Here is a 15486-nt window from a genome sequence, read left to right as displayed (position 1 = left end):
CATCGGGAGTTCAACCATGGCCAGAGTCGTACGCTTCCACGAAATCGGTGGGCCCGAAGTCCTGAAGATCGAGGAGCTCGAAGTCCCTCCTCCGGGCAAGGGCGAGGTCCAGATCAAGGTCAAAGCCCTGGGGCTCAACCGCGCAGAGTCGATGTTCCGCCGTGGCCAGTACCTGGAAGACCCCAAGCTCCCCGCCCGCCTGGGGTACGAGGCCTCAGGGACCGTCGCGGCAATCGGGCCGGACGTCCAGGGCTTCAAGGTCGGTGATGTCGTCAGCACAATCCCCGCCTTCAGTCTGAACGATTACGGGCTTTACGGCGAGTTGGCGAACGCCCCGGTCCATGCGGTCGTCCATCATCCCGCCTCGCTTTCCTGGGAGGCGGCGGCGGTTTGGATGCAGTACGTGACCGCCTATGGAGCGCTGATCGATATCGCCGGGTTGAAGAAAGGCGACACCCTCGTCATCCCCGCGGCCTCGAGCAGTGTCGGCCTCGCGGCCATCCAGATTGCGAATCTGGTAGGTGCGACCCCAATCGCCCTGACGCGTGGCCAGTCGAAGCGACAGGCCCTCCTTGACGCGGGTGCGGCCCATGTGATCGCTTCCGACGAGCAGGATCTGGTCCAGGAAATCCTCGGCCTCACGGGCGGCAAGGGGGCCAGGGTCATCTTCGACCCGGTTGGCGGCCCGACCATGGCGAAGCTCGCCAAGGCGACAGCTCGACTGGGCATCATTTTCGTGTACGGAGCCCTGAGCACGGAGCCGACTCCCCTCCCGCTGTTCGACGTCCTTAGCAAGTGGATCACGATCCGCGGGTATGTGATGATGGAGATCACGAGCAATCCGACACGGCTGGAGCGGGCCAAGCAGTTCGTCAACGCGGGGCTCGCTGACGGCAGCCTCAAACCCCTCGTTGCCAAGACGTTCCCGTTGGATGAGATCGTCGAGGCCCATCGCTATTTGGAGTCGAACCAGCAGGTCGGCAAGGTCGTTGTGAGTGTGTGACGGGAGCGGTGCGGAGTGCCCCGCTCGAAACGGGGCTCAGCCTCCGGAAGATGCTCCCGGTTCACCCGATTCCGACGGCTTCAACTCCCCGGCGATGGTTGGCAAGAGCTCAGCGACGGTGGGGTGGATGTGCATCGTGCGGCGAAGATCGGTCGCGGTCGCCCGCATCGCCATCATGTCGATTACGCTGTGAATCGCCTCGTCGCCACCGACTCCAAGGATCGTGGCGCCGAGGATTCTCTGATTCTCGGCGTCGACGACAATCTTCATGAAGCCCTGCGTCTCGTCCTTCTCAACCGCGCGCCCGACGCGGGACATCGGCCGCTTTCCGACCAGAATGCGCCGGCCGCTTGCCCTTGCCTCCGTTTCGCTGAGGCCGACGCGGGCGAGCGGCGGATCGATGTAGAGCGCGTAAGCGGGTATCCGGTCGGTCACACGCCGCGAATCGCCGTCGAGCAGGTTGGCGGCGAGAATTTCATAGTCGTTGTAAGCGGTATGAGTGAAAGCACCGCGGCCGTTGCAGTCGCCGAGCGCCCAGATGCCAGGCACGTTGGTTGCCAGTTGGTCATCGACCTTGATGTAGCCGTGCGGATCGCGATCCACACCTGCGAGCTCGAGGCCGAGGTCATCCGTGTTGGGTCGACGTCCGACTGCGAGTAGGACGTGACTACCGACGACCTCAGGTTCGCCTGACGTGCAATCGACGCCAACCGCTACGCCGTCTACGTGCGGGGCGAAGCGAATGCATTCTGCATTGGTGCGGATCGAGATCTCCTCTCGCTCGAGGACGGCACGCACCGCGGCCGACACGTCCTCGTCCTCGCGGCCGACCAGGCGCGGGCCCATCTCGACGACGGTGACTTCGGCCCCGAAGCGACGGTACATCTGGGCGAATTCGAGCCCGATGTAGCTGCCGCCGACCACCACCAGATGACGCGGCACCATGGCGAGCGCAAGCATTGAGGTATTGGTGAGGTAAGGCACAGTGTCGACGCCGGGCATGTCCGGAACGCGGGCGCGGCCCCCGACATTGATGAATATCCGCTCGGCAGTGAGCAACGCGTCGCCGACTCGCACCGAGTTCGGCCCCTCGAACCGGGCGTGCCCCGTGAGTACGGTAAGCCGTTCCATGCCACGCAGCCATGCCTCGACCGAGGCTCGAGCGTTGCCCGACACCGTATCTGCTCGGGCTTTCACCTTCGCCATGTCGATGGCGATCGAGGCCCCGATCACGACGCCGTAATCACCGGCCCGTCGCGCAAGGTGGGCGGCGGAGGCGCTTGCAACCAGCGTCTTGGTCGGCATGCACCCGGTGTTGACACAGGTGCCGCCGAACAGGTGTCGCTCGACCAGCGCTACGTCCATCCCTGCCCTGGTAAGCCGCCCGGCCAGCGATGGCCCGGCCTGGCCCGCGCCGATTACGATCGCGTCGAAGTGTCGACTCATGGCAATAGCACGACGATGAGCGCCGCGCCTCCGATGGCTACTACGTCCTCGATGATTGCAGCGGGACGGTCTTTGCCGCCAAACTTCGCAGCCAGCTTCGCCCTCGCCGCGGCACCACCATAGGTGCCGAGAACAGCGCCGATCGCGCCGGCGACTGCTCCGATCCCCAGGCTGCCTCCTCGCGCCCCGATCACGGCCCCTGACAACGCTCCCATCAGGATCCGCGTGGCAAATTGCACCGGAACCTTGCGGCTGGGCGTGGAAGGAAGCTGGTCGGTGACGAGCTCGGCGGCCGCCAGCAACGACAGGACCAAAGGAGTCCAGGCGTACCCCATGAAGGCCAGCCAGGTGCCACCAACTGAGGCCGATCCCATCCGCGCCGCCCAACTCGCGGCCGCCGGCGCGGTCATCGCCCGCAGCCCTGCAACGATTCCGATCAAGAGAGCAAAGAGCGAGATCATCATAATTTTTCCATCATGCTCGAGCGAGCTTTCATCGCGGGATGCGGACTTGAAGGATATCGCGATGCTGTAAGCCGGGTCAATCGGGCTGTGGGACAAAGAATCTGCACAGTTTAATTCTAATGGCGACTTGATTCGCACATCGTCAAGCCGGGAACTTCGACTCTCCCGGAGCTCAAGATTCCAGCCCAGAGTCGCCTATCCAATCAAATCGATAATCTCGCCGGAGTAGCTCAGCGCGGAATAAAGAACCATTATCCGCTTGCGGAACCACCGAATTATCGGTGCTTTCGCACGCACGACACCAACTCCTGCATGCGATCGTGCGAATCTCGAGCATTTTCCCAATTCCACTGTACAACTGTCACCAAGCAGTCGATAAATAATCTCATTCCACGAGCGAGGCACGATTTCTGTTGATGTGATCATAAGGTGCCGGACTTGCGGCTCGCGAGGAGGGAACCATGGCGCACCCGATTCCGGCAGGGCATCACGCAATCACACCGCACTTGGTGATTAAAGGGGCATCCGATGCGATCGAGTTTTACAAAAAGGCTTTCGGCGCCGCGGAACTTTCCCGCATGCCCTTCCCAGGGGCTGATGGCACAATAAAGATCGGCCACGCGGAACTCCAGATCGGTGACTCGAAGCTGTTCCTGGCCGACGAATTCCCCGAGCACGGGGCGGTTGGCCCGACCGGCAACTCACCGGTGACAGTTCACCTCTGGGTGACCGACGCCAACGAAGCTTTCGCCCGTGCGGTTGAAGCGGGCGCAACGGTGAGTATGCCCCTTGTCGACGCTTTCTGGGGCGACCGCTACGGTAAGTTGGTCGACCCGTTCGGCCACCATTGGGCAATCGCCGAGCATCTGGAAGACCTCACACCCGAGCAGATATACGAGCGGATGGCCGCCGCCTTCGGCGGAACGCCTTGCGACTGAGACAGTCCCGGAAGGTGGGGGTAGGACAGATTCCTGGTAGCGGGATACCGGCGGCACTTCGCAAACCGCCTCATCGTTTTAAGATCAGTCCTCCTGGTTTGGCGCAGGGTTTGCCCTCTATTCAAGGACAATGGCGTCGCCGCGGCCAGGGGTCTGGGCTACCGGCAAGACGTCCTGACCTTCGGCGCAGGATTGCGCCAAGCATCCCCCCCATGAGGAATTTCCGATGAAAAACGTCGTTGGTATGTTCGAGTCACGAACCGATGCAGAGAGCGCGATCCATCGCTTGAAGCTGATCGGGATCGGAATGGATTCGGTCAGTATTGCGATGCGCGATCGCCAAGAGGCGTCCGAACTCGTCATGACGACCGGCGCGGAGGACATGAGCGGTGAAGGGGCGACCGCTGGAGTCGTCTCAGGCGCGGCGGTCGGCACGCTGGTCGGCCTGGCTTTGGTCGGCAGCACGTTCGTCCTGCCCGGAATTGGAACGTTCCTGATCGGCGGTCCGCTTGCGGCCGCATTGGCAGGAGCTGGCATTGGTGCTGCGTCCGGTGGACTACTTGGTGCCTTGATTGGCGCCGGCATTCCGGAAACCGAAGCCCAACATTATTCTTCCGGGATCGAAGAAGGACACATCCTCGTTTCAACCCAGGTCTCCGACGACCTGGCTCCCGCCGTCGCTCGAATCTTTGATGAGGAAGGCTCAAAGCGGACTCACACCGCCTGATTGCCGAAATCATCCAACGTCTCGCCGCCCCTTCCTCGAATCTGAAGAAGGGGCGGCTGGACATCGAGAATGGCTGATCAGTTCACGACATTATTTTCTCACTGATCATTTTTGCGACAAATATGATTTGCTGTCGCCGTGAGTTCATGGCTCGTTTGGAGCCAGGAATCGGGTGTCCCGACCCGCTTGGCTCCGCCCTTGATGATCGACCTCACCTTCAACTCGAACAAGTCTTTACGAAATCGCGGTATCGAATCCGTGCTGCTTGCGGTGTACGGGACCGTCGAACATCTTCGATGACTTGAACAACTCAAATCGCCCATCGCCGGCAACCTCAATGGTCGACTGTTCGATCCGAGCTTTTTCCTCGGCTGTGAGCGGCTTGAATTCGCGGACGATCTTGAGGTTCTGGTCGAGAACCGCTTCCGAATCAATCCCCGTAACCAGGGTTGATATCGGCAACGAGAGCACGTATCGGAGGGCATCCTCGACCGGGACCCCAGCCTTGGTGACGATCGAACCCGTGCCCCCAAGGCTCTTCATGGCCAGCACGCCGATCTGTCGCTGAAGGAGGACAGGCAAAACTTTCTTCTGAAAGCTACGGTAATGGACGTCCATGACATTCAAGGGCATCTGCACGGTAGCCCATTCATAGGGCTTGCTGAGCATGTCGAGGTGGATTGACGGGTCTTTATGTCCGGTGAAGCCGAGGTAGCGCACCTTCCCCTCTTTCACGGCTTTCAGGCCCGCGTGAATGGCTCCATCCTCAGCGAAGACCCAACTGGGGTCGCTGTCGTAGACGATCTCATGGAATTGCCAGAGATCCAGGTGATCGGTTTTAAGCCTGCGGAGACTCTCCTCGAGATTCGACTGCGCGTCCTTGACGTTTCTGCCACAACACTTGGTCATGAGGAATGTTTTTTGACGCCTCCCCCCTTCGGCGAGGGCCTTACCCATCCGTTCTTCGGCCACGCCGTTGTGATAGTCCCAGCAGTTGTCCATGAAGGTGATTCCTTCATCGACAGCCCGCTGGATCAGTCGAAGGCTTTCCTGCTCCGACATTTTTTGGGGATTGGTACTCGCATGCCCCCCGAGGCATAGGAGGCTGACCTTTTCGCCGGTACGGCCCAGGGAGCGAACGGGAATCCCTCCCGGGTTGGTGGTTTCAGGGGCGGCGGCTCCTGAGAGAGCGGCAGCCGCGACACCTGCGGCACCCGTTTGCAGAAATTCGCGACGACTTGATGAGTGGGGACGCATCAGGATGGATCTCCAGTGGACCAACGAAGCGAAAAGGGATCCACGGCGGGAAGCTCTTCTAGGGAGCAATTCCTGCGCCGGGGATCCCTGGTTCGATCCTCGTTGAAGGGGAGATCGTGCGAGCTCACCTCCTGGTCATCGCCGGATTCGCTAGCCCTGGATGGCGTTGGTCCGTCCCAGAGCGATGTCAAAGTCGCTGACGGCGGGCACGAGCATCGCGAGGCAGGCGAAACCGTAGATCCCGAAGCTGAAGAGAAAGGCGGCCAAAATGTCGCCATTGAGCAGGCTGATCACGCAGTAGAACGACCAGAACGGCGTCAGGAGGGCCACCAAGGCGATCGCTCGCGATGGATTTCTCGCGCCGAGCGAACCGAAGAGCGCGACGCTTCCCGCACCAATGAAGATGAGGAAGCTGAGGAGTTGCCGTCCGAACTCACGGTCGCTCAGGAGGATCAGGCAGGCGCAAACGAGGATCCCGACCATCAGGAAGAAGATGGTTCCCAGGCTGTTCGCGACCGCAGTCCTGCTATTGGTGTAGGTGATCGCCGCGTGCAGGCCGAGCATGGCCGAGAAGTGGACGAGGAGCGCAAAGTCGATGACGACGTAGAACGCGGATTCATAAGTCATTGCGCCGGTGATCGCGAACCAGATGGTCAAGAGGATCGGGAGAACGACCATCTCCTTCGCGTTATAGAGGACGCCGTAGAGTTTGCCGTAGATAAACTGCTTTGGAGTCAGTTCGGTCACGAGCAAAAGGTCCAGGGCCCCCGTATCTCGCTCGCTGGTCAGGGCGGTGACCCCCTGAGCATTGACCAGTACCAGGCTCAAGATTGCCAACGGAATCAAAGTCTTTGCTGGTCGCCAGCTCCCTTCGGCGACCTCCGGGTTACCGTAGTAAAAGACCACACCAAGGGCAAAGGCCAGCAGATAGGCGCCTTTGATGATGAGCGGCTTGGTTCCGTAAGCCCGGGTCATCAACTCGCGCCAGAGGATCGGCCACTCACTCCAAGGCTGACGGTATGAGCCGGCCGTTTTCAGAATCCGTCGGTGGCTCCGCCTCGGGACGTGCAAGCCAGTCGTCTTTTCGCTGACCTCAGCTCCCGTACGGACCTGGCGATCCAACGTGTCGGCCGCGAACCCAGCGGTCGTCGAAGCGGATGCCGCGGCGCCGACGAGCACCGGCTCGGCGATTTCCTCGATCGCAACGAGCGAACCGACCTGTTCTTCTCCCGCCTCCCCTTCGCGCTGTTCACGCGGCTCGTTCTGGCCTGGATTCCAGACGCGCAGGAGGAACACTCCGGCCAGCAGTATCAGCGCCGAGATCGACGTCGCAACGAGCATGAATACGAGGCTGGGGCGTGCCACGGCCTGCAGCGTCCCTTGATCCTTGTACAAGACCGAGAAGACCGCGCGGTAAGGGTTGAAAGCCGTCGCCAACGGAACTCCCAACAGATGGAGGTCGGGGAGGAGATAGCCGATTGCCTCAACGCCAGCCAACGAGAGCACGACGAGCAGCACGGTGAGTGCCAAGGACTGAAACGTCCGATCTCGCCCCAAAGCGACGAGGAGCCCGAGGGCCCCGCCCGCCAGTCCTGCCGCGGCCGTCACGCCGAGGATGTCGAAAATTTGCCCGGGCGCGATCCCACCGAGAAGCATGCAGAGAAAGAAAACAGGCGCCGCCAGTGCCAGAAGCGTCCCAATCTGAAGGAGGCTGGCCACCAGTTTACCGAGGACGATCTCCGTATCTCGCAGATCGGTCATCAAAAGCAGAATGAATGTGCGCCGATCTTTCTCGTGCGCCACGGCCGTCGCAGCCGAGAGTGGAGCAAAGAAGAGCATCAGAGTGAGCTGAATCAGCACGAAAAACTGAAAGAGGATCCCGCTGAACCGGGCGAGAATGCCAAATTCATGGATCTCGCGCCAACCGATCAGAGACTGCCATACGGTCCACATCAGGACGAACAGCAGCCCAACGTACGCGGCACGTGCGACGTAAAACCGAGCAGGGCGTGGAGCGGTAATGATCTCGCGAGCAATGATGGGTCCAGCGAACAAGAGCAAGCCTCCCAATGTCGACGGCGCGGACTTGCCGGCAAAACCCTCGACGAGCCCTGGCGGGGATTACGATCGAAACGGGAAAAATGTTCGGGCGCTCGCGAACGGCGACCGGAATAATCGACGTTCAAGAATAGACGCCCCGGAACGTCCAGGCACCCTCATGTTGGCGCAGAACGAGGCGGGTACTCCTCAACGCTTCCCACCATTGAGCTTACCAAACTTGAGAGACGATACCAAAGTGGTGCTCAGCCCACGTTGTTTTGAACGCGTGCCCTCTCGAAACATCCACCGGCCGATTGGCGAGAACTCGCCGAGTTGAGTTGCTTCGACTTCGAGGAAATGACAGACTCAGGGGGGAAGCGAGGCGGTTGACGCTCAGCTCGACTCAAAGTCTGATGGCTTTTTTCTTTCGAAAAGAACGATCAGGGCCCCTTCCATTGCACCTTCCGCGGCCGGACCGATTCGACCTCGGAATCGAAGCCGAGATGGTCCGGCTCACTCATCTCGAATCCTGGACATCGCTAAATCTTCCATGGGCGACATCGCTAATCTTTATCACCAGGCACGTCAGGCCGCTCTCTGGGGCGTTGCCGTGAATTCCGGGTTGGGCCTGGTCAAACTCCTGGGGGGAATGTACGGCCACTCGTTTGCCCTGATGACCGATGGAGCCCACTCCCTCGTCGACGCCTTGATCTCCGTCTCGTTGGTCGCTGCCCTCTACTTCGCGCAACGCCCCGCGGATCGCGAGCATCCGTACGGCCATACCCGCGTAGAAGCCCTCGTCGGGGCCGGCGTGGGATTGCTCTTAATCGTGCTGGCGCTGGCACTGGGCTGGGAGGCCTGGAACACGAGAAACCTCCCCCATCCTTCCCCACACTCGTTCACCTTGGTCGTGGCCGGTCTCGGCGCCCTTTGTCAGGAAGTTCTCTCACGGTTCGCAATCAAGACCGCGCGGCGCACCGGCTCGGGGGCGCTCCTGGCAACGGCCTGGGACTACCGCCTCGACGTCTTCGGCTCGCTCCTCGTCCTGTTCGGCGTTGCCCTGACCAAGTGGGGAGGCCCGGCCTGGCAAATGGCCGATCGAATCGCCGCGGGGCTGGTGGCCACCTTGATTATTTGGGTCGCCTCCAAACTCCTCTGGGAAAATGTCCAAGACCTCATGGACCGGCAGGCCAATCCACTGGTGCTCCAGGATGTCAGGCACGAAGCGCTCGCCGTGGCGGGCGTCCAGGGCGTCGAGAAACTCAGGATCCGGAAAGCGGGCCTCGAATACCTCGTCGATATCCACGTCGAGGTCGACCCCGATCTGACGGTTCGTGAAGGTCACGACATCGCCCACGCCGTCAAAGATCAGGTGATCACCCACGTTGATCCGATTCGAGATGTCCTGGTCCATATCGAGCCGTCCCGGACGCATCCGCCGCTGATGGATTGACAAAGAGGCCGATCCATGACTCCCCCCCCTACCCTCGCCGATTTGCTCTTTCCGTCGCGCGACGCAACCTTCGCGTCGATCATCCGCGAACTCTCAAAACGCGAGACCGGGCCCGCCGCCGATAACCTGGTCAGTAACGAGGACTCTTATCCTCGAGTGACCGCCGAAGTGGCTCGACTCTGCCCACCGGGGCAAGTCTATCTCGGTGTCGGTCCGGATCAGAATTTCACGATCCTTGCCCATGCCAAGCCCCGACTCGCCTTTGTGATGGACTATCGCCGTCGCAACCTCCTGCTTCACCTGGTCCATAAAGCTCTTTTCACGCTTTCCACCGATCGAATCGCCTATCTCATGCGACTCACCGCACGAAGACCGGGCCGCTTGCCTTCTGATCCAAGCGCCAACGACCTCGTGACGGCGTTCTCCGAAGCGAAATTCGACCGTGGATTGCTTGAGCAAACCATCGTCGAGGTGGCAACGATCCTCCAACCGCTCGGGGTCGTCTCTGAACCCGAGTGGAAGGCAATCGCGACGATCCAGGCGAAGTTAGCAGGTCCGGGGATGAATGCTCGCTTTCTTGCCTTACCGATGTATCCCACATTGGGCAAGCTGATCCGAACCTGCGATCGGCAAGGCACGCCGGCTCACCTGCTCGCCAGCGAGGCCCTCTACCAATTCGTTCGTGGACTTCAGCAGGGTGATCGGCTCATCCCATTGGTTGGCGACTTCAGCCGTCCTCCAAGCTTGCCCAGACTGGGCGCCTGGCTCCGTGCCCACGCGCTTCGGCTCTCGCTGCTTTACGTGTCGGATGTCGAGTTCTTCTTACTCCGCGCAGGGCGTTTCGCAAGCTATATCGAGAGCCTGGAGGAATTGCCATGGGAGACGGGAGCTCAGGTCGTCCGGACGAGCACCCGTGAGATCGCCCATCCCGACCGCGCCCCCGGGGATAGCTCAACGACAGTGATTCAAGCGATTGGCTCGTTCCTCAAGTCGGCCCGCGCAGGCGAGATCAAGACGGTCGAGGATCTCTTTCCTTCTTAAAGCAGCGGTCTGCCATTGGATTTTGAACTCAGAATTCCTTCTCGTGTCCCGGACGGATTGACGAGGAGTTCCCTTGGGCGAGTTTGCCCCCCTCACTCCTCGCGCGGTTTGGGGGACATCTCCTGCGAAAGACGAAGCGAATCATCACTTCGACTGACGGTTGTCACCGGCGTGGGAGGATCCGCCCTCGGCAGCGTTCCCGATTTCCGTTACGAGCCAGAAAAATTCGCCGCAGGAACTGCTGACTCTTTAGACGAGCCGCAAAAGCCTGGAAAATCGCTACTTTTACGATGGGGAATGACCGAAGTAGCGGGAAGGAATTCGATTTCTGTTTAACAGGGTGATTGTTGGCTCCCCGTGGGATTGGTTATAATTCGGCTTAAGTCGGACATTCCGTTCAGAGGCCATCTTCCTCTGTGTCTGAGGCTCTTCGCACGATGAATTCCACGGCGACCGCAGCCAGGCTTCGAGATTACTTCCTGAGTGACCCGCTCATGGCGACTGCAGTCGCCGCGGCACTCTTCGCGCTGGCGACGACTCCCTTGGCCTTTGCGATCCTGGGCCGGCTTAGCTGGTTCAAGGCAAGGCGGGGCCGGGTGATGCAGCGACCGGAGTTTTCCTCAATCGTCTGCGCCATGCTCCTGGTCATGGGAATTCCGGCCATTTTCATGGCCTTGGTGGTCAAGAGTCAGCACTTCGATGAGGATCGCTACGAATTCGACCCGAATAAGACCTGGTCGGTCCTGGAACAAGGGCGCGGCTATAACAACTTGAAAGAGGCCGATGCGGCGGTCAAACGCGAAGCCACGCGTCTGGCGGAGGTCCGCAAGAATCTGGTGGACAGCGTAAAGAAGCTCGACGAGTCGATGCTCGCCCTTCGAGCTGTCGCAGGCACGTCACCGGCCGTGGCACAGGCGATTCCCTCGGTGCTTCAACGACTGGCCAAGATTCATGAAAGCATCGGTCTCGACGGCCCCCAGCAGTTGATGGATTTCACTGCCCCGCCGGTCGCGATCGCCGCCGTACCAGCCTCGGCTCCCACCTCCCCCTCGGCTCCCGTGGCCGCCTTAACCCCCGCCCCCGTGGTACCGGCAATCGTGACGGGGTTGACGCAAGCCCAGGTCGAAGCGGAACTGGCCGCCGTCCCTGAACCACAACGGCCCCTGGCGGCGATGCTTCCCCTCAGCGATTTGCCCGCGGAATGGACGGTCGGTAAGTTGGGCGATAAACACCTGGAGAGCTTTAACGCGGACAACCTCTTCGAAAAGATCGACGGTCGGGCCGAGAGCTTCCTCCAGTACGACGTGAAGGGAATGGCCTACGCGAACCTCCATCCCACCGGGGACGAGTCGAACGAGCTGCAAGTCTACATCTTCGAGATGAGTGATTCCCTGAAGGCGCTCGGCAAGTATGGGTCCGAAAAGCCGGACGACGTGAAGCCGTTGGCGATCGGCTCGGAAGGATACACCGCGGCGGGCAGCACCCTCTTCTACTCCGGCCGTTACTATACGCAGATTGTCTCGACGACCGATGACCCAAAGTTCTCGGCCTTCGCGGTCGAACTGGCGAAGCGGATTGCCGAGAAACAGAAGCCGGATGCCTCAGCCCCCTCTCCGTCGGGTGACCCCTCCAAGTCCAAATCCACCCCCGATAGCCTGTTCGCTCTCTTGCCGAGCGGCTCGGGGCGGGCGACGCCCAAGTATGCGGCTCAGGACGTTTTCGGGTACAGCTTCCTCTCCGACGTCTTCATGGCCGATTATGAGGAGAGCGGAGTCACCTGGCAGGGCTTCCTCCGACCTTACCGCGACGCCAAAGAGGCGCTGGCCGTTTTCGAAAAGTACGTCGAAAGCGCCAAACGTGACGAAGCGGAAATCAAGACGATCGAAGCGGAAGGGGCCGACCGGATGGTTGTCAGCTCCAATATCGGCCTGGTTGATGTCCTCTTCTTGAAGGGCAATGTCATTGGTGGAGCCAACGGTGCCACCGACGCCAAACCCGCCGAAACGTTTGCGCGGGCTTTCGTGAAGAGTCTGCCCCAGACCGTCCCCGCGATCGAATCGGGTCCTTGACGAAATCCACTCAACGCGTCGAGCCTCCGGACTTCTTGCCCTATGAGAGGATAGCGATGAGCGAAAAGCTGACCCGAACTCAGCTCAAGAATCTGGAACGGCTCGGAGGCGTCAATCCGGCCGATCAGTCGTTTTCGCGCAGGCAGTTTCTCACACAAGCCGGCGGAACGGGCCTAGTGATCGGTGGAGCCGTGGCGGGGGGCCTCCTCGCCCGTGACCAGTGGGGAATGGAAGGGGTCAAGCCCCCGCCCCCAGTCCGCCTCAAGGACTATTCGGTCGTCCTGTCGCCGAGTAAGCCGAGCCTGGTGGTGGTCCGTTCCAGTCCGCCCCGCGCTGAGAACTTTGCGTCGCGCGACGAAGAGCTGCAAGCCCGCGAAGACCAGGCCTTCACCATGGTCAAGGCCGCACTCGATGCCATGGGAGGAGACCAGGGCGTCTCGGCATTCATCAGCAAGGGCGACGTGGTTGTCATCAAGCCCAACGTCGCCTTTGATAAGAACCCCGACCTCGCTGCCACGACCCAGCCCGATACGGTCTCCGCGGTCGTCAAGCTTTGCTTCGGCGCGGGGGCGAGGAAGGTGATCGTCGCCGACAATCCGATTAACAACCCCGAGAGTTGCTTCTTCAAGACCAAAGTCGGCGAGGCCGCGATTCGCGCGGGGGCCGAACTCATGATGCCGCAGGACAGCTACTTCGAGCAGCTCTATGTCGGTGGCGAAACGATCACGGGCACCTGGAAAATGTTCTATCGCCCGTTCCGCGAGGCGACCAAGGTCATCGGGATCTCCCCGGTGAAAGACCATAACCTCTGCAAAGCAACCGTGACGATGAAGAACTGGTACGGGCTGCTCGGCAACCCGCGCAACCAATTTCATCAAAACATCCACGGCATCATTTCCGACTTCGCCTTGATGATGAAGCCGACGTTCGTGATCGCCGATGGTCGCAAGCTCTTGATGCGCAATGGGCCGACCGGTGGCAGTCTCAACGACGTCAAAAAAGGCGACACCATGGTGATCGGCACCGACTGCACGGCAGTCGACAGTTGGTGCGTGAAAGAGCTCCTGGGCAAGCAACGACACGAGATCATCTATCTCGATAAGGTCATCAGTCGTGGGTTGGGCAAAGACTGGCGTCCGCAGTGGACTCGCGAAATCACGGTCTGATTCCACGCCGAACACCTTTTTTTCGTTACCGAGGCAGGACTGATGGTCAAGATCCGACGCGCCTACGAGGCCCTGTTTCTCGGTCTCTTCCTGTTCTTTTTGCTGATCACCGACCTCCGCTACCTGAAAGGGTGGCCGGTGTCGTTGTTCCTCGAGGCAACGCCACTCGTCGCGGTCTCGACCGCGCTGACGACTCACACACTTTATCGAAACCTCACCTGGGGTCTCCTGATCATCGCAATCACGATGATCGTCGGGCGTGTCTGGTGCAACTGGATGTGCCCGTTCGGGATCCTGCACCATATCTTCGGGGTGATCGGCAACCGGCGCAACACCAAGCAGATGATCGAGGTGAACCGCTATCGCAAGATCTATGCCCTGAAGTACTACATTCTGGCCGCCATGCTCGCGATGGCCAGTCTCTGGATCATCCCGACGACACTCTCCGCGCCGGGCAGAGTTTACGCCGCGTATGCGGGGAACGAACTCCCTCAGAAGGGTTTTGCTCGCGTCTTCGCCGCGGTCACGACCGGCGTTTCCGAGGCTGCGGAGGAGCACAAGGCGGGCAACAGCACCCTTCAAATCGGTTTACTCGACCCGATCGCATTGACGGTCCGGTCAATGACAACCAGCGTACTGCCAACGGCTCAGAAGGCGACGGAAAGCATCTACACCGAGCCTCGTGAATACTGGCAGGCCTGGATCGTGGGCCTGATCTTTGTTGGTCTGCTCGTCGCGAACTGGTGGATCCCTCGATTCTTCTGTCGAGCGCTCTGCCCGCTCGGTGCGCTTCTCGGTGTGTTCAGTCGGTTTTCCCTCTGGAGAATTGATCGCGACCCGGTCCGTTGCACGGATTGCGACCTCTGCCTCAAGAGCTGTGAAGGGGCGTCTGACCCTCATACCGACCTCCGAAAAAGCGAGTGCTTCGTCTGTCTCAACTGCATTGAGGACTGCCCGCACGACGCCCTCTCGTTCCGCTTCCTTCCCCGCAAGGCGAGCGAGGTCACCTATCCGGCCGTCGGCCGCCGCCAACTCATCCTGGCCGGACTCTTCGGCGTCTTCTTCTTCCCGATGGCTCGGCTTTCGGGCGGAGTGCGCAAGAACTTCAACAAGGCAGTGATCCGGCCCCCAGGCTCGGTAGCCGAGGACGAATTCCTTCGCCGTTGCATCAAGTGCGATCAGTGTATCCGAGTTTGCCCGACCAACGTCTTGCAACCCAGCCTGTTCGAGTCAGGGGTGGAGGGACTCTGGACCCCATCATGATCTCGAAAATGGGTTGGTGCGAGCTGAACTGTACCCTCTGCAGCCAGGTCTGCCCCACAGGAGCGATCCGCGAGATCTCCATCGCCGAGAAGCTCGGTGTGGGACCGTTCGAGAGCAAGGGACCGATCAAGACGGGGACAGCTTTCTACAACCAAGGACGCTGCCTCCCTTGGGCAATGGATACGGATTGCGTCGTCTGCGAAGAGGTTTGCCCCGTCAGCCCGAAGGCCATCTTCACACGCAACGTCGAGGTGACCGATCGCTGGGGTGGGAAGCTCGAGTTGAAGCGGCCGTTTATCGACCCTGTCCGGTGCATCGGCTGCGGGATCTGCGAACACGAGTGCCCGGTCAAAGACGATCCGGCCGTTTACGTCACGGCGATCGGTGAAACTCGAGATAAGTCGCGGTCCCTGCTTCTCTCCTTGGTAGAGGACAACGCGCAAGACCTCGTTTCGGTCTAGGACGATTTGCTCGCGGGCGAGTTTGGTCCCGGCCCTCCGCAAACCACTCAAAGGTCGTCCTGGTCGAGAGGCCCTATGGCCTCTCGACCAGGACGACTTCTTTCGCGTTGCCGCAACGGAGTGCGGAGTGTCTTCTTCGAGGAAAGACTGGCGAAGTT

Annotated in this window: 13 protein-coding genes and 1 pseudogene; 9 read left to right on the top strand and 5 right to left on the bottom strand. The window is 60.5% G+C overall.

Going from position 1 to position 15486, the window contains the following annotated elements; translation table 11 throughout:
- Positions 1-16: 16 nt before the first annotated feature.
- Positions 17-1003 (top strand): zinc-dependent alcohol dehydrogenase family protein, encoded by a 987-nt coding sequence (locus V5E97_RS16555; protein ID WP_406700400.1) that lies wholly within the window; start codon positions 17-19, stop codon positions 1001-1003.
- A gap of 36 nt (positions 1004-1039) precedes the next feature.
- Here the strand turns inward: V5E97_RS16555 and V5E97_RS16550 are convergent, their stop codons facing one another.
- Both V5E97_RS16550 and V5E97_RS16545 read right to left on the bottom strand, forming a co-directional pair.
- The gene (locus V5E97_RS16550) at positions 1040-2449 is read right to left on the bottom strand and encodes an FAD-containing oxidoreductase (RefSeq protein ID WP_406700399.1); all 1410 of its coding nucleotides are present in this window, start codon (positions 2447-2449) and stop codon (positions 1040-1042) included.
- Positions 2446-2910, bottom strand: coding sequence for a DUF4126 domain-containing protein (locus V5E97_RS16545; RefSeq protein WP_406701172.1), 465 nt, complete (start codon positions 2908-2910; stop codon positions 2446-2448). The genes V5E97_RS16550 and V5E97_RS16545 overlap by 4 nt, the downstream gene beginning before the upstream one ends.
- A gap of 464 nt (positions 2911-3374) precedes the next feature.
- On the opposite strand from V5E97_RS16545, the gene V5E97_RS16540 reads away from it, so the two are divergent.
- Complete coding sequence (locus V5E97_RS16540; RefSeq protein WP_406700398.1) at positions 3375-3851, top strand: VOC family protein; 477 nt, start codon at positions 3375-3377, stop codon at positions 3849-3851.
- Positions 3852-4077: 226 nt separating this feature from the next.
- The gene (locus V5E97_RS16535) at positions 4078-4578 is read left to right on the top strand and encodes a general stress protein (RefSeq protein ID WP_406700397.1); all 501 of its coding nucleotides are present in this window, start codon (positions 4078-4080) and stop codon (positions 4576-4578) included.
- A 234-nt stretch (positions 4579-4812) separates the two neighbouring features.
- Here the strand turns inward: V5E97_RS16535 and V5E97_RS16530 are convergent, their stop codons facing one another.
- The 3 genes and pseudogenes from V5E97_RS16530 to V5E97_RS16520 all read right to left on the bottom strand — a co-directional run bounded on the left by V5E97_RS16530 (position 4813) and on the right by V5E97_RS16520 (position 7890).
- Positions 4813-5709: an aldo/keto reductase gene (locus V5E97_RS16530; protein ID WP_406701171.1), complete on the bottom strand. Its 897-nt coding sequence runs from the start codon at positions 5707-5709 to the stop codon at positions 4813-4815.
- Between the two features lie 75 nt (positions 5710-5784).
- Positions 5785-5835: pseudogene (locus V5E97_RS16525) on the bottom strand (hypothetical protein); the annotation flags it as partial.
- A 150-nt stretch (positions 5836-5985) separates the two neighbouring features.
- Complete coding sequence (locus tag V5E97_RS16520; RefSeq protein WP_406700396.1) at positions 5986-7890, bottom strand: hypothetical protein; 1905 nt, start codon at positions 7888-7890, stop codon at positions 5986-5988.
- 535 nt (positions 7891-8425) lie between these two features.
- On the opposite strand from V5E97_RS16520, the gene V5E97_RS16515 reads away from it, so the two are divergent.
- The 6 genes from V5E97_RS16515 to V5E97_RS16490 all read left to right on the top strand — a co-directional run bounded on the left by V5E97_RS16515 (position 8426) and on the right by V5E97_RS16490 (position 15328).
- Positions 8426-9328, top strand: a complete 903-nt coding sequence (locus tag V5E97_RS16515; RefSeq protein ID WP_406700395.1) for a cation diffusion facilitator family transporter — start codon at positions 8426-8428, stop codon at positions 9326-9328.
- Between the two features lie 15 nt (positions 9329-9343).
- Complete coding sequence (locus tag V5E97_RS16510; RefSeq protein WP_406700394.1) at positions 9344-10369, top strand: LIC_10091 family protein; 1026 nt, start codon at positions 9344-9346, stop codon at positions 10367-10369.
- A 437-nt stretch (positions 10370-10806) separates the two neighbouring features.
- Positions 10807-12438 (top strand): DUF6599 family protein, encoded by a 1632-nt coding sequence (locus V5E97_RS16505; RefSeq protein WP_406700393.1) that lies wholly within the window; start codon positions 10807-10809, stop codon positions 12436-12438.
- Positions 12439-12494: 56 nt separating this feature from the next.
- Positions 12495-13604, top strand: coding sequence for a DUF362 domain-containing protein (locus V5E97_RS16500; RefSeq protein ID WP_406700392.1), 1110 nt, complete (start codon positions 12495-12497; stop codon positions 13602-13604).
- A 42-nt stretch (positions 13605-13646) separates the two neighbouring features.
- Complete coding sequence (locus V5E97_RS16495) at positions 13647-14867, top strand: 4Fe-4S binding protein (RefSeq protein ID WP_406700391.1); 1221 nt, start codon at positions 13647-13649, stop codon at positions 14865-14867.
- Entirely contained in the window at positions 14864-15328 is a 465-nt protein-coding gene (locus V5E97_RS16490) for a 4Fe-4S dicluster domain-containing protein (protein ID WP_406700390.1), read from the top strand. The genes V5E97_RS16495 and V5E97_RS16490 overlap by 4 nt, the downstream gene beginning before the upstream one ends.
- The last annotated feature ends 158 nt before the right edge of the window (positions 15329-15486 follow it).

This window comes from Singulisphaera photorubra (assembly GCF_045290345.1).
In the GTDB taxonomy this organism is placed as follows: domain Bacteria; phylum Planctomycetota; class Planctomycetia; order Isosphaerales; family Isosphaeraceae; genus Singulisphaera.
The sequence above is the reverse complement of the archived record's forward strand: the minus strand, read 5'-3'. Positions and strand labels throughout refer to the sequence as shown.